Genomic DNA, 14629 nt, shown 5'->3' on the forward strand with positions numbered 1-14629 from the left:
GAATGATGATAAAGCTCTTCTTCCGACGAGGGCAGGCACGCCGCCGTCACATGCTTGCAACCACGGCTCTGGCCTGTGCGTGGATGACCCCCGCCTTTGCCGCATCACAGGCAACAGATACGACGACATCCCCAAAAACGGCAGTAAAACAGTCCTCTTCACCAGCGCAGGTTTCCCTTTCACCCGCCGCACCGATCCGGCTTTCCCCCGTAAAAGTGCAGGGCAGTACGGACATCATTGACCTGATGAAATTTGATCCCGACAAGGATCATAGCGAAGTGGGCAAACCGGCGGTCCTGACCACCACAACCACCTATAAAACCTTCCGCGACAGGCAGATCGACAGTCTGGAGGATTATTCACGGCGCGTGGATGCCTCTGTAAACTATAGTAACGGAAACTCCAGCATCAATATTCGTGGTCTGGACCAGAATCGGATACTGACCACGATTGATGGCGTGCGTATGCCATGGGCAAATGATGGTGCCTACGCAGGTAGCTTCAATACCGCACAGGGGGGCGTAAGTGATTTCGATTTCAATTCACTCGGGGCCATTGACGTGGTCAAAAGTGCTGATTCCAGTTTCTTCGGCACGGGTGCGCTAGGCGGGGTGATTGCCCTGCGGACGCTGGACCCTGAAGACATCCTCAAGCCCGGTAAAAACTTCGGGGGCCTGACGAAGATGACCTATAATGGCGCAAGCGAAGCCGCATTGCTCAATCAGGCTTTCGCTGCGCGTTACGGGAATACCGTGTTCCTGCTTCAGGGGGGCTACCAGAACGGCAGCGAAACGGGCAACCGTGGCGATACGGGTGGTTATGGCCGGACCCGGACCATGAAAGATCCGGCGTCCTATCAGGTGGGCAACTTTCTGGGCAAGGTCCGGCATTATTTCGCTGGCGGCCACCGGATCGGCCTGACGGGCGAATGGTATGACCGCAATTATAACGAGGAGACCAAAACCTCCGAAACCACAGCGACCGATCGCTATTATACCCGCAGCGAAAACCAGCGTTCGCGTGTTTCAGCCAATTATGATTATCAGGCTGACAGTCCGACCGCACTATTCAGCGAGGCCCATTTTCTGGCCTACTGGCAAAGCATCAGGACCGATACCGATATCACGAACCGGGATTCAGCCAATGCTTCCACATATACCCACGAACATCTGAGCCTGCCCGTGCAGTCCTATGGTGTTACCGGGTCAGCCACAAACAACATCTTCACCGGCCCGCTGCACCATAAGATTACTTATGGCGGCGAAGTCTTCCTGACCGATACCTACCAGACCCAGACCGGCCAGCAGGCGGTCTCCAGTCCGTACCTGCATGACAACTTTTCGGACATGCCCAAGGTACACGGGACGGACATGGGGGCAATCGTGCAGGACCGTATCGGCATCGGGCGCAATGAATGGTTCCATATCACGCCGGGATTCCGCTTCGATTACTTCCAGCGTGATCCGCATAATACCACGTCCTACATGGCAAATGCAGGATATAGCGGCCTGCCACATGGTGCCCATGGCTCACACTTCTCGCCCAAGGTGCTGGTGGAAGCGCGGGTGGCCCACAACCTGACATTATATGGACAGTATTCCGAAGCCTACCGCGCCCCATCAGCGACGGAGGAATACCTGAATTACAGCACCCCGCCGTACTATCAGGTAACAGGGAATCCCAACCTCAAACCCGAAAGCAGCCGGGGATGGGAAGTTGGCATGAAATACGGCAATTCCGAACGCGGGGCCAATATCTCGTTTTATGACAATCACTACCATAACTTCATCGATATGGAGGGGGTCAGTGGCTGTTCGGGGTACTACCTGTGTTATGGCTATACCAATCTGGCGCATGTCCGCATTTATGGTGTGGAAGCGAGCGTCAACTGGGCGTTTGACCGGCACTGGCATACATGGGGTTCGTTTGCCTATGCCGACGGGCGCGATACGGACATGAACTTCCACCTCAGTTCGGTCGCACCTTTCCGTGGCATCATCGGCTTTGGCTACAAGACGGATAACTGGGGCACCGACCTGTCGGGCACATTCGCCACTTCACGCGATGACGCCAAATACCTGACCACCACGGGATCGCTACAGAACCAGTGGAAAACGCCCGGCTACGTCATTTTTGACCTGACAGGCTGGTACAGCCCCACATTCTACCGTCCGCTGCGCATACAGGCGGGCATGTACAACATCTTTGACAAGGCTTACTACAACGCAGCCTCGCTTCCCTATGGCCAGTCATCCAGTTCACTTTCGGAGCGGTATTACACGCAGCCTGGCCGCTCCTTCAAGGTAACCGCGAGGATCGAGTTCTGATGGCATATAAACCTGCAGGCCACGGTCGGGTGGAAATGGGACGCCGACTATTTGCCTGCCTGCTGGCTGGCGGCGTGCTGACCATGCCACGCATCAGCCGGAGCGCCGGAGATGACCTGTTCACCGACTGTCGGGGGCGACAGGTAAAAACTGGCCCTGCAACGCGCATAGCCAGTATTGGGGGCACCATTACCGAAACGCTGTATGCGCTGGGTGCGGATGCGCGTATCATCGCGGTTGATATTACCTCCACATGGCCCGCACAGGCATTGCGCGAGAAGAAATCCGTGGGCTACATGCGCGCCCTGTCCGCCGAAGGCATTCTTTCGCTTCAGCCTGACCTGATCCTGGCCATGAACGATTGTGGACCACCACAGGTTCTGGAGCAGTTGATGGCATCAGATGTGCCGGTCGTGTTTGTTGACGCCACACCATCGGAAAATGCCATTCTGGCACGCACACGCTTTCTGGCGAAACTGATACATGCGCAAATGGCTGGCGACCGGATCTGCGCGGACATATCGCGGCATTTCGATATGCTGTCACAATGGCGCGCGGCCCACCCTGAAACAAAGCGGGTGCTGTTCGTCATGCGCATGAGCAATAACCGCCCGATGGTAGCAGGTACGGGCACGGCCGCGGATGCCGTGATCCGTCTGGCCGGTGGAACCAACCCTGCAACATTTGAAGGCTACAGGATACTGGATCAGGAAGCCCTGATCGGCCTGCGACCGGATGCGGTACTGACCATGGAACAGGACGCCCCGCAGGTCCGCGCCGCCCTGCTTGCCAATGCGGGATTCCGGTTGACGCCTGCAGGCAGTAGCCAGACGATCATCGCCATGGAAGGCGAACGCCTGCTGGGTTTTGGCCCCCGTACGCCCGATGCGGCACTGGAACTGGCCCGCCACCTGAGCACGCCCGCATGACGAGGGAAAGATCCCGCACGGTCCGGCTTTTCAGCCTGCTGTCGGTCCTGCTGTTACTGACCATGCTTGTGGCCCTTGATACGGGGGCCACGACGGTTCACCTGCGCGACCTGTGGCATCCGGCTGGAACACAGGATCAGGCGACACGGCTGGTGCTGCGCGACATCCGGGGACCGCGCATCGTCATGGCCTGCCTGACCGGCGCGGCGCTGGCGGTTGCAGGCACGATCATGCAGGGACTGTTTCGCAACCCGCTGGCCGATCCGGGACTGGCCGGGGTTTCGTCCGCTGCGGCGCTGGCGACGGCCTGCGTCATTATCCTTGGCAGTTCGTGGCAATGGGCGACGTGGCTAGGCATGTGGACAATCCCGTGTGCGGGCATCGTGGGCAGTTTTGCTGGCATGGGACTGCTCTATCTTTTCGCTACGCGCGGTGGGGTCACATCGATCACCGCAATGCTGCTGGCGGGCGTGGCGTTTGGGGCTTTTTCCGGTGCGCTGACCGGTATCCTGATCTTCCGGGCCAATGATACAGCCCTGCGTGATCTGACTTTCTGGACAATGGGCAGCTTTTCCGGGGCCACATGGCGCAGTGTCAGCCTACTGGTGCCGTTTGTGCTGATTGCGGGCGCACTTGCCACCTGTCTTGCCGCCCCGCTGAACGCCATGCTGCTCAACGAACACAACGCGCTGCTGATTGGCTACCCGGTAGAACGGATCAAAAGCCTGTCCATTCTGGCAGTAGCCTGCGCCACGGGGCCGACCGTATCCCTGGTGGGAGCCATCGGTTTTGTGGGGGTGGTCGTGCCGCATCTGGTACGACTGGCCGCAGGTCCTGACCATCGGATTGTCCTGCCCGCCAGTGCAATGCTGGGGGCAATATTACTGACGGGAGCAGACACCATGGCCCGCACGCTGGCCAGCCCTGCGGAGATCCCGGTTGGCGTCGTGACGGCACTGCTCGGCACGCCGGCTTTTGTCTGGCTGCTGGCACGTAGCCACCGTACGGATGTTTCGTGATGACACTGGAATTGCGCAACGTAACATGGCGGCGGGGTGAGCGTGAAATCCTGCGCGACGTCACCCTGTCTTTCGGCAGGGGGCTGGTCACGGCAATCATTGGCCCCAACGGTGCGGGCAAAAGTTCGCTGCTGCGTCTCGCCAGTGGACTGTCCAGGCCGACCGGTGGAGACGTGCTGCTGGATGGCCAGCTGGTTGCTGCCATGTCGCCACGGCATCTGGCCACCCGCCGCGCCATGCTGACACAGGAAAATGAAACTGCAGGCCAGTTTCTGGTACGCCAGATGGTCGTGATGGGGGCAGGGATATCCGCCCGCGGGATGGCCATCGACCGGCAGGTGGCACTGGCTGATATGCTACTGCAGCAGGTAGGGCTGGCACAGTTGGCCGGGCGACAGATGATGACCCTGTCCGGCGGGGAACGCCAGCGTGCAAATCTTGCCCGTGTCCTCATGCAACTGGAAGTTGCCCGGTCGAAGGACTTACCTGCGGGTTTTCTCCTGCTCGACGAACCGATTTCAGCGCAGGACCCCGCCCATCAGGCGCTTGTCCTGCAACTGGCATGCCAGCATGCCGCCCGGGGCGGTGGCGTCGCTGTTGTCCTGCATGATCTCAACTGGGCCGCCGCCTGCGCAGACCGACTGGTCGTGGTTCATCAGGGCAGGGTCCATGCGTATGGTACCGTCGAAGCGGTAATGACACAGGATCTGGCCTGCTCCATTTTCGGTCTCAAGGATGGCTGCATCCATCTTCATACAAAAACGGGCCGCCCCTTCATCCTTCCCCATGATAATATTGGTGGGGAAGCCAATATCCGTGCATCGTCATAACCTACCTGCACGATCAGGCGCGCAGGCAGGTAGATCAAGGAGGACGACTTTATCCGACTGCCACCGCGATCCGCGCCGTCCTCCATACCCGCTCACTTCCGAACTACGCCTTTACGGCGCGGTAGCGAGTGTTTTTGCGGGCAGCAGCGCTTCCTCCACCAATGGCCATGGGACGATCCCCGCTGACGCGATGCCCGCAAACGTGGTGCGGACATCAAACGGGCGGCCTGCGGCCTCCGCATCATGTGCCTGACGCGATATTAACTGATCAAGCATCAGTTTTCCGGTCACATAGCTGGTGCCATAGCCGGGCTGGCGCAGATAAAGAAGCTGCTCGAAACCAACCAGCGCATTGTTGGGATCAGAATAGCCGCGTGGCGTCCATGTCGCATGGAACCGCCCCGCCGTGGCGAGGTCCATCTGGTTCGCCTGCACATACAGCGATGCCAGACCGCGCGCGGCACGGTTGGCCAGCATGATCCAGACCAGTTCACGCCCGCGCCGTTCATGGTCATACAGCCCCGCCTGCATCACGATTTCCTCGAACGCGGTAGCAAACCCTTCGGACCGGGCGGCATAGATGTTGAACAGCGGCGCGCCACGACGGATCGGGTCGGGATTGGGGTCATCCTTGATCCGCGCCAGTTCCGTCCAGTGAATGTCATGGGAATAGAGCGGCCACGGGTCCAGCGCCGTAACTTTCAGAAAGAAGTTGCGCTCATCCGGCGGGGTGTAATCCAGCGTCTGCGCCGCCATCGCCGCGCGGTAATAGGGCTGATCCGGCACCAGACCTGATTTGATGATGAAATCAGTGAACTGCTGCATCTTCGTCGTGGCGTATTTACGATAGGCCACGGCATCATCAACAGGTTTCAACTGCGGCAGGTCGCGGTTATGCAGTTCCTCCAGCCGCAGCGAGGCCTGCGCGCGCTCCAGTTCGCGCCGCAACAGACTGACCTGCTCATCCCAGGTGTAGGGAACAAGCTGGACGTTCTTCATGTACCAGTCATAGTTCACCTTGCCCACGCCTGATGGGCCGGTCTTGTGCGGGGCTTCGGCTTCGATCCAGTCCGCGAAGTCCCGTGTTGCGATCAGCGCTTTTTGCGCGGCATCACGCACCTGCGGCCCTGCACCTTCCAAAGTGGCCGCCTTCTGTCCCTCCAGCGTGCGCATCTTCAGGGAACCGTCGAGCAATGCGGACAGCACTTTTTCCTGACGGCGGAATTCTCGATCGCCATATTTCCACAGATCGGCGGTATTGCTTTTCGCCAGCCACCCGCGCGCACGCTGTAACAGCACCGGCACACCCGACAGACGCGTCGCAAGATCCTGTGCCGCCTGCGGTGACAGCGGATAGCTGTAGCGGAACAGGTCGATCGTATCCGCCGACGGGCCTTCATGCGCAGGCACGTCACTTTCCTCGGCAAAAATGGTGGCGAAATAACCGGGATCACGCGCCCATGGACGACGCACCCGCAGATCGAAATCCAGCCCGTTCATTTCCGCAGCGATCAGGCGCGCGTCGATATCATCCTCGGTAGTCCAGCCCGTTCGATCCAGCGCGGCAAGACGCTTCTGCATCCGCTTCAGGCCGTCCTTTTTATGTGACAGCGCCTTCACATCATAGTCTGGCGCGCCATCGCGCTGTTCTGGCGCGGCAAACGTGCGCCAGTCGGAAAACAGTGTCTGCAACTGCGGACTGGCGGCCTGCGCCAAGGTGGCCATGACATTGCATTGCGGCAACAGAACCATGGCACCGGCACATAGCAGGACCGTCGTGCGGTGCTTTAGAATTTCTTGCAGCATTCGTGTTCCCGATCTCTGCGGTATTTCCCCTCCACCGTGACGCATCGCCCGCGGCAGCTTTGTTTCACGTTGCCCGCACCACACGCGGACTGTCAATTCCGCCCCGGCCTATACCAGATGTCTGGTATGTCTTTTCGAAACCACAACATCCTGGACCCACTCCAGATGGGGCATAGCGTGAAAAGTACGATACCCGACAAGAAAGAAACGATATTGCCATCCGGGCCAGCGGGCCGTTAGATGAATCATGATGGAAACGAAATGTCATGAAACGGGATGGGAAGCGTGAAGGCCTCATGCCGGTTGTCCGCAGGGCTGCTGCTACTGGCGTCGGTTGCGGCGACAACGCCCGTCCTGTCCGCCACGCCTGCGACATCGGTCGCTGCGGCACGGTCATCGGGCAATCAATCACCGGCACCGCTGACGATTGCAGGACTGTATGCGGATCACAGCATAATCGGCACCTCACCTGAACATTACGCATGGTCCGCTGATGGCGCACGACTGGCTTTTGCATGGAATGATCACGCAACCACGTTTCGTGATATCTGGGTCTACGACACTGCATCGGACGTAAAACGGCAGGTAACGCATCTGGACGATGCGAAAGACGGCCATAATACGGCAAAAACGCCCGCGCCTGATCCCGGCGTGACACAGCTTGCATGGTTGCCGGGCGGACGCATCGCCTTTGTAACCGATGGCATGGTACGGGTTACGGACATGCAGGGCCATGTAAGCATGCTGGAAGCGGCACACCATGGGGTCAGACTGCTGTCGACCTCACCGGACGGGCGGTGGCTGGCCTTCGTATCCGATGGATCACTGTGGCTGCGTGACATGAAGGCACGGATGCCCGCGAACATCATGGTTACGGGATCTGCTGATTTCAGTGTGGACCGGATGGAATGGAGCCCCACATCCGACCGCATAGCTTTCGTCATGGCTGACAACCGCGCCGTCCATAAGGTGGAGATCGATTATACCCTTGATGGGCAGAACCACCACGACCACGTGACCCGCGCCTTTCCCGGCGATCCCAATACCGCGTTCCCTGTTGGCGTCGTCGATGTTGCGGGCGGACCACCGCGCTGGATGGCACGCGACAACGAGCAGGACCCGGTATGGAATTTCGGCCTGTCGCCGGACGGTCGATCCCTGTTTGTGAATGCCAGCGACCTGACGATCAAGCATCATGCCATTGATGTCTATGACGTATCCACCGGACATCGGCAAAGGTTCTACCAATTTGCCGACCCCACCCAGATCCGCCCCGACTGGCAGGCCGCATGGGCGCCACGGGGCAGGGGACTGGTGCTGCTGACAAACCGGTACGGGTATAACCAGCTTTACCACATCCCCACCGCAGGGGCGCGACCGCATCCGATCACGGGCAGGACCGGGAAACAGGGAACATGGGAAATCGAATCCTTCGTGCCCGATCCGATACATGGGCGGCTGTATTTTACTTCTAACGAAGCAGGGTATGCACAGCGCCAGGTCTATCGCATCGGTCTGGATGGCGGGATGCCTGAACGCATCACCCGGATACATGGCACCCACGAACCCGTCTTCTCACCCCGGTTCGACCATATGGCCGACCGGTTCAGCAACGATACCACGCCGCCGGACCTGTATATCACGGCGCTGGACGCCAATATGCCGCCTTCCATCCGTGTGACACATTCGCCGCTGCCATCGTTTGATACGCGAACATGGGCGGACGTGCGCTACATGGACTACAGAAGCCATGTTGACAACGCACTGCTGACGATGCGTGTCATGCTTCCCCCCGATTATGACGCCAGCCGCCGCTATCCCCTGATCGTCGGTTCGGTCTATTCCGACGCGGTGCGCGACCAGTGGGGTGGACGGACCGCCCATCCGACATGGGGACTGGATCAGTATCTGGTGTCGCGCGGGTATATCGTGATCAATCCGGGCATACGCGGCAGCTTTGGCCGGGGAAAGGCATGGAACCGGCCAATGCTGGGTAAATACGGCGTGCTTGACATTGATGACCTGCAGGATGGAGCGCAGTTCATGATCAATCAGGGCTATGCCGATCCGGCGCGTATCGGCATCTGGGGATCGAGTTATGGCGGGTTGATGACGCTGATGTCGCTGTTCACCAAACCCGGTTTCTATGCCGCAGGGGTAGCGGGCGCACCCGCCAGCAACGTGGCCCATGCCTATCCCGAACAGGAATGGATCATGGGCCCACCATCAGGTCGGGATTTCCCCGCCCGTTACCAGCGGCAGTCGGCGCTCTACCACACGGATGGCCTGCGTGACCCGCTGATGATCATCCACGGCACGCGGGACGAGGTCGTTCTGTATGCCGATACCATGGCCATGGCACAGCGCATGATCGCACAGGACCGAATGTTCGAACTGGTCACGCTACCCGGTGCAAACCATCCATGGGATACGGAAAATCTGCCACAGACACGCTTTGCCTATACCAGACTGGTGCGGTTTTTAGACTTTTATCTGCATCCCGCGGCTGCCGTCAGCCCGGTACAGTAGATGGAACAGATCACGATTTCAGCGATCTGCCTGCGCTTTTACATCAGGCAGACTTCACTGTAATTGATCTGCATGTCATGGAATGCCTCCATATTACCGTATGCGCTGATGAAGGCATTCCACTGCATTTACAGGTCCCGGTCAGGAAATGACGGGCATTTCCCGTGGCGCACGAATGGTCAGGAGATGTGCGCCATCTTCCGTAATCACCACGTCTTCCTCGTGAACGATCATCTTACCCGGGGCGTATTCCATGCCCGGTTCGATTGTCAGGACCATGCCCGGCTGGATGATGGTTTCCTCGCCTTCCCGGAAGGACGGGGGCTCCGTCAACTGCATCCCCAGCCCATGCCCCAGTCGGCCCACATTATTACCGATTGATCCGGCATCCTGTAGCGCGGTGGCCATTATTTTCCATACGGATTCCATCGTCGCACCGGGCCGGGCGGCCTGAATTCCCAACTCCGTCGCCTGCCAGACGGCCTCATTGGCGCGGCGCGCGGCATCATCAATACTGCCCACGGCATAGACACGATCGAAATCACAGAAATACCCGTCATAGGTTGCACCGGTATCGATGAACAGGACATCGCCCTGCGTCAGTACGCGGTCCTGCGGACCACAGACGATCTGCGCAACACCACCGGGACCGGAAATCGCAGGCATGAAGGGCACGCTGTCAGCACCCCGCGCACACATATCGGCCCGCAGGCGCTTGACGGCCGTCCGCTCGGTATCGCCAATGGAAATCAGGTCTGGCAATCCGATATAGGCGTCACTCGCCACCTCACAGATAAAGCGGATATGATCGATTTCCGCCTCCGTCTTTATCATGCGGGCCTGCCATAGCGCCGGTGTCCCGTCCACAATCTTCATTTCGGGCATGCGGGTGCCCAGGTCCAGAAAATCCGAAACCGGCATGCGCAGCGCCATCTCGCGCCCCATTTCCGCCCCGACGCGCCCGAAACGACGCGGAACAGCAGACAGCGTGTCCGCCAAAAGGGAAACACCATCATCTTCCGGGCATGGCGCAGGCCATGTACGGATGTCATTCACCCAGGTTCGCGCCATCTCCGGTGCGCCAATTTCCGGTATTACGGCAATAATGGCCCCTTCACGCGGGACAACCACAAACCACGGGCGGGTTGGACTTTCCCAGAACTGGGAATCAAAACCCGTAAAATAGCGAATATTCGATGGTGACGTGACAAATACCGCGTCCAGTTCTTCTGCCCGCAGGATGGACTGCATCCTTTGTACACGCAAGGCGAACTCATCGGCGCAGAACCCTCTGCGGGGGGGATTACGAAGTATTGTCATCTATCTTCACCCTGGCATGGATATATAAATTTCATGTACGGATATGATATTCTGCCTGATGCGGCGGACATGTCCCGCCTTTATAAATATTGCAGAACAGACAAGAAAAGCGCTCTATTTTTGATGGAGATATGAAACTTTATTTCGGCATCAACCCAAAAATACGTAATTATCGTCAGGTCAGTCAGGCATCGGGGCGCGATACAGCCATGCCGGTCTTGACCCGGTCCATGACCACGGTCGTACGAAACCGCTTCACATTGTTATTCCCGAAAAAAAGAGTTTTGGTCAGTTCTTCATATTCAGCCATGGTCGAAACGAGCATGACGAGGAAAAAATCGGCATTGCCAGTTATATAATAGCATTGCTGGACCTGTGGGCATGTCGCAAAGCTCTGCTTGGCTGCCGCAATCAGTTCGACGGTCTCGGTTATGACTTCTACTTCCACCAGAACCGTTATGGTGCGCCCGACTGAAACCGGATTGATTACCGATACATTCGCTTCGATCACGCCACATTCCTCCAGTCGCCTGATCCGGCGCTGCACCGATGGGGCAGACAGGTTGACCGCTTCGCCTATGACACGTTGCGGCGTCGTATTGTCGCGCTGCAGTATATCGAGAATGGCAAGGTCAAACTGGTCAAGATCGGACCGACCTGTAGATGAAGACATGAAACAGCGTCCTTCATGCAAAAAATGTGCAAAATACACCGTATAATACAGCAGATATTTCAGTGACGTTGCAATATATTTGCACGCATCATGACAGGGATCGTGTAAAAATGTTTCTTGAAAACAACAGTACGCTCCATAAGCAACCTCTGCCTGTATCTGATGCGGCGCTTCTGGGTAAAGAGGCAGCGCAGGACGTGGAACGCTTCCTGACCTACCGGGAAAACAGCGCGCCCACACCGCTCTACAACCTGCCAGAGATGGCGGAGGCGCTGAAAGTGGGTGTCATTCACGTAAAGGATGAGGGGCAGAGACTGGGACTGGGCAGCTTCAAGGCGCTTGGCGGTGGCTACGCGGTCACCCGGCTCGTGCTGGAAAAAGCAGCCCAGCAGGAAGGGCGGAAGGTGGATGTATCCGAACTGCATAGCCCGATGGTACGTACGGTAGCCATGGGAATGACATTCGCCTGCGCCACAGACGGAAACCACGGGCGCGCGGTCGCACAGGGCGCGCAGGCAGTCGGGGCGAAAGCGGTCATTTTTGTTCATAAAGGCGTCAGTCACGACCGCATTGCGGCCATTGCCCGCTTTGGCGCGGAAATCGTACATGTGGATGGAACCTACGATCACTCTGTGACAGTGGCGGCGCAGACGGCGGCCGAGAAGGGCTGGATCACGATATCGGATACGTCATGGCCGGGTTACGAATATATTCCCGGTCTGGTCATGCAGGGTTACATGAACCTCGTGCGTGAGGCGCTGCGTCAGATGCCCGCTCCGCCTACGCATGTATTCGTACAGGCCGGGGTAGGGGGAATTGCAGCCGCGGTTGCAGGCCATCTGGCTGTTGTCATGGGTGCTGCGCGTCCGGTTTTCACGGTGGTGGAACCGGCCCGCGCCGCATGTCTTTATCAATCAGCACTGAAAGGCGAACCCGTGACGGTTCCGGCCACGCAGCCCACCATCATGGCCATGCTTGAATGTTATAGTCCCTCTCTCGCCGCGTGGCGCATCCTGTCCCATACGGCGGATGCCTTCATGACGGTCGATGAGGATGATGCTGTAAATGTCATGAAGCGCCTTGCTTATCCCCAGGGGCGTGATCCGGCTATCGTGGCAGGGGAAAGCGGAGGCGTCGGGCTTGCGGGGCTTATCCGTGCAGCGACCTCGCCCGAAATACGTACTGCACTTGGGCTTGATGCTGCATCGCGTATTTTTGTCATCAATACCGAAGGCGCTACGGACCCCGTGCGATATGGTGAGATTGTGGGATGCCACCCCGATCAGATCCGTCCTGCCGCAAGCGTCCGGGCCTGAAAATCATGAAGCCGTTATCAGTCAACAGCACCCGTCTTCTGGCCCGTATTCAGGAACTGGGCAGTATTGGCAGAGACGCGGATGGCAGATTGACGCGCCTCGCCCTGTCCGATGCTGACAGACAGGCCCGTGATCACCTTGTTGCGTGGATCAGGGCTGCGGGTCTGGAAGTGGCGATAGACCGGATTGGCAATATTTTTGGCATATGGGGTGGGAACAAATATGGTAGCCGGCAACCGCTCCTGCTGGGGTCGCATATTGATACCGTCATGAATGCAGGCATTTATGATGGGTGTTACGGCGTTCTCGCCGGGCTGGAGGTTATCCAGACACTTCACGAAGCAGGCTTCGTTCCCGAACGGCCCATCGCCGTGGCCGCGTTTACGAATGAGGAAGGGGTCCGCTTTGCACCGGACATGATGGGATCGCTGGTTTACGCAGGGGGACTGGAATTGGAAACGGCGCTTGCCACACGCAGCACCGATGGTGCGGTGCTGGGGCAGGAGCTTGCCCGTATTGGTTATGCTGGCGATCATGCTGTCGGTTTCATGCGTCCCCATGCGTATGTAGAGCTCCATATCGAGCAGGGGCCCGTGCTGGAATATTCCGGCATCCCCATCGGCGCGGTGGAGGATCTGCAGGGCATTTCATGGCAGCGCATCACGATAGAAGGGCAGGCCAACCATGCGGGTACAACCCCCATGGCCCTGCGGCGCGACGCCGGATACGCTGCAGCACGGATCATGACCTTCGTGCATGACCGTGCCATGGCTTCAAAACTGTCTGGTGTTGCCACTGTGGGCAGCGTTGCTTTTGAACCCAACGCCATAAATGTCATCCCCGCCCGGGCAACCCTGACAGTCGATCTGCGCAATCCCGATGAAACGGGACTGCAGGAGGAGGAAAATGCGTTGGCCGCGTTCCTGTCTGATCTGGAGACATCGGGAGATGTAAAAATCCACGTCGAAATACTTGCCCGCTCCCGACCCGTTACATTTGATGCCCGTATTATTGACCTGATCGAAGAGGCGACATTGAAACGCGGCCTGACCGCCCGGCGCATGACTTCCGGTGCAGGGCATGATGCACAGATGATCGCCAGCATGGCGCCAACTGCGATGATTTTCGTTCCCAGCCACAAGGGCATTAGCCATAACCCGGCCGAATTTACATCGAACGAAGGGCTGATTACAGGGGCGAACGTGCTGCTTGATGTGACTCAGCATCTTGCAGACGCGTCATAATACCGAAAGAGCGAATGAAATACATAAAGGGGGAGACGACTATCACAGCATTAAGTTAGAGGCGGGCTTAGGTAATCAAATGATGTATTGATATGTCATATGAAAGCACGTCGCCGCAGCCGTCTGGCACTTTCCACCCCAAGACACTTTCTGGAGCATTTCGTTGCAGGTACGCCCGCGCGCAGTGCTACGGAGATTATCGGTGTCAATCGCAATACAGTGACCCTATCCTGTAGTAAGAGTCGGGAAATTATCGCCGGGCACAATGCTCTGGAAGCGCCACTCGAAGGGAAGGTCGAAGTCGATAAAAGCTATTTCGGCGGACATCGCAAAGGCGAAAGAGGCCGGGGTGTTGCCGGAAAAGTCGCCGTTTTCGGGCTTCTCAAGCACGGCGGTCGCGCCCATGCCATGATGATCCCTGATGCGGGAAGCAGGACACCCATGCGGCCATTCGAAAGAAAATACGTTCTGGTTCAATCGTTTATTCAAACGCATGGCACGTCTGCCCCACTGGGCCTGTATCCCCAACCCAGCCGGGAAGCAGAGGCGCAATCCGCCGCCATTACGCTTCGTTCAACCCGTACCGCCTGATGTCGGTTGGTCCCAAAGCGGCTGCCTTTCGTGGAGAGCGACTAA

At 58.1% G+C, this 14629-nt stretch carries 11 protein-coding genes; 8 read left to right on the forward strand and 3 right to left on the reverse strand.

Going from position 1 to position 14629, the window contains the following annotated elements:
• Positions 1–2: 2 nt before the first annotated feature.
• Genes KSAC_RS02820 through KSAC_RS02835 form a run of 4 tightly spaced genes read left to right on the forward strand, consistent with a single transcriptional unit; the run spans position 3 to position 5105 of the window.
• Positions 3–2327, forward strand: coding sequence for a TonB-dependent hemoglobin/transferrin/lactoferrin family receptor (locus KSAC_RS02820; RefSeq protein ID WP_243705282.1), 2325 nt, complete (start codon positions 3–5; stop codon positions 2325–2327).
• Positions 2327–3256 (forward strand): heme/hemin ABC transporter substrate-binding protein, encoded by a 930-nt coding sequence (locus KSAC_RS02825; protein WP_243705283.1) that lies wholly within the window; start codon positions 2327–2329, stop codon positions 3254–3256. The genes KSAC_RS02820 and KSAC_RS02825 overlap by 1 nt, the downstream gene beginning before the upstream one ends.
• Positions 3253–4275 carry a FecCD family ABC transporter permease gene (locus KSAC_RS02830; RefSeq protein ID WP_132304097.1) on the forward strand — a complete coding sequence of 341 codons (1023 nt, stop codon included), beginning with the start codon at positions 3253–3255 and terminating at the stop codon, positions 4273–4275. Before KSAC_RS02825 ends, KSAC_RS02830 begins: the two co-directional genes overlap by 4 nt.
• Positions 4275–5105: an ATP-binding cassette domain-containing protein gene (locus KSAC_RS02835; RefSeq protein ID WP_132304099.1), complete on the forward strand. Its 831-nt coding sequence runs from the start codon at positions 4275–4277 to the stop codon at positions 5103–5105. Before KSAC_RS02830 ends, KSAC_RS02835 begins: the two co-directional genes overlap by 1 nt.
• Positions 5106–5216: 111 nt before the next feature.
• Here the strand turns inward: KSAC_RS02835 and KSAC_RS02840 are convergent, their stop codons facing one another.
• Positions 5217–6911, reverse strand: coding sequence for a DUF885 family protein (locus tag KSAC_RS02840; protein WP_132304101.1), 1695 nt, complete (start codon positions 6909–6911; stop codon positions 5217–5219).
• Between the two features lie 276 nt (positions 6912–7187).
• Between KSAC_RS02840 and KSAC_RS02845 the strand changes: the two genes are divergently transcribed.
• Entirely contained in the window at positions 7188–9440 is a 2253-nt protein-coding gene (locus KSAC_RS02845; RefSeq protein ID WP_132304103.1) for a prolyl oligopeptidase family serine peptidase, read from the forward strand.
• Between the two features lie 141 nt (positions 9441–9581).
• Here KSAC_RS02845 and KSAC_RS02850 read toward each other — a convergent pair whose 3' ends face one another.
• Both KSAC_RS02850 and KSAC_RS02855 read right to left on the reverse strand, forming a co-directional pair.
• Positions 9582–10706 (reverse strand): M24 family metallopeptidase, encoded by a 1125-nt coding sequence (locus KSAC_RS02850; protein ID WP_207918753.1) that lies wholly within the window; start codon positions 10704–10706, stop codon positions 9582–9584.
• Positions 10707–10944: 238 nt separating this feature from the next.
• Positions 10945–11433, reverse strand: a complete 489-nt coding sequence (locus tag KSAC_RS02855; protein WP_110547435.1) for an Lrp/AsnC family transcriptional regulator — start codon at positions 11431–11433, stop codon at positions 10945–10947.
• A gap of 110 nt (positions 11434–11543) precedes the next feature.
• Here KSAC_RS02855 and KSAC_RS02860 point away from each other — a divergent pair, with 110 nt between their 5' ends.
• The 3 genes from KSAC_RS02860 to KSAC_RS02870 all read left to right on the forward strand — a co-directional run bounded on the left by KSAC_RS02860 (position 11544) and on the right by KSAC_RS02870 (position 14584).
• Positions 11544–12749: a diaminopropionate ammonia-lyase gene (locus tag KSAC_RS02860; RefSeq protein ID WP_132304107.1), complete on the forward strand. Its 1206-nt coding sequence runs from the start codon at positions 11544–11546 to the stop codon at positions 12747–12749.
• Between the two features lie 5 nt (positions 12750–12754).
• Positions 12755–13993, forward strand: a complete 1239-nt coding sequence (locus KSAC_RS02865) for a Zn-dependent hydrolase (RefSeq protein ID WP_132304109.1) — start codon at positions 12755–12757, stop codon at positions 13991–13993.
• Between the two features lie 99 nt (positions 13994–14092).
• The gene (locus KSAC_RS02870; RefSeq protein WP_132304111.1) at positions 14093–14584 is read left to right on the forward strand and encodes a transposase; all 492 of its coding nucleotides are present in this window, start codon (positions 14093–14095) and stop codon (positions 14582–14584) included.
• Positions 14585–14629: the final 45 nt, after the last annotated feature.

Source organism: Komagataeibacter saccharivorans (assembly GCF_004348195.1).
Classification (GTDB): domain Bacteria; phylum Pseudomonadota; class Alphaproteobacteria; order Acetobacterales; family Acetobacteraceae; genus Komagataeibacter; species Komagataeibacter saccharivorans.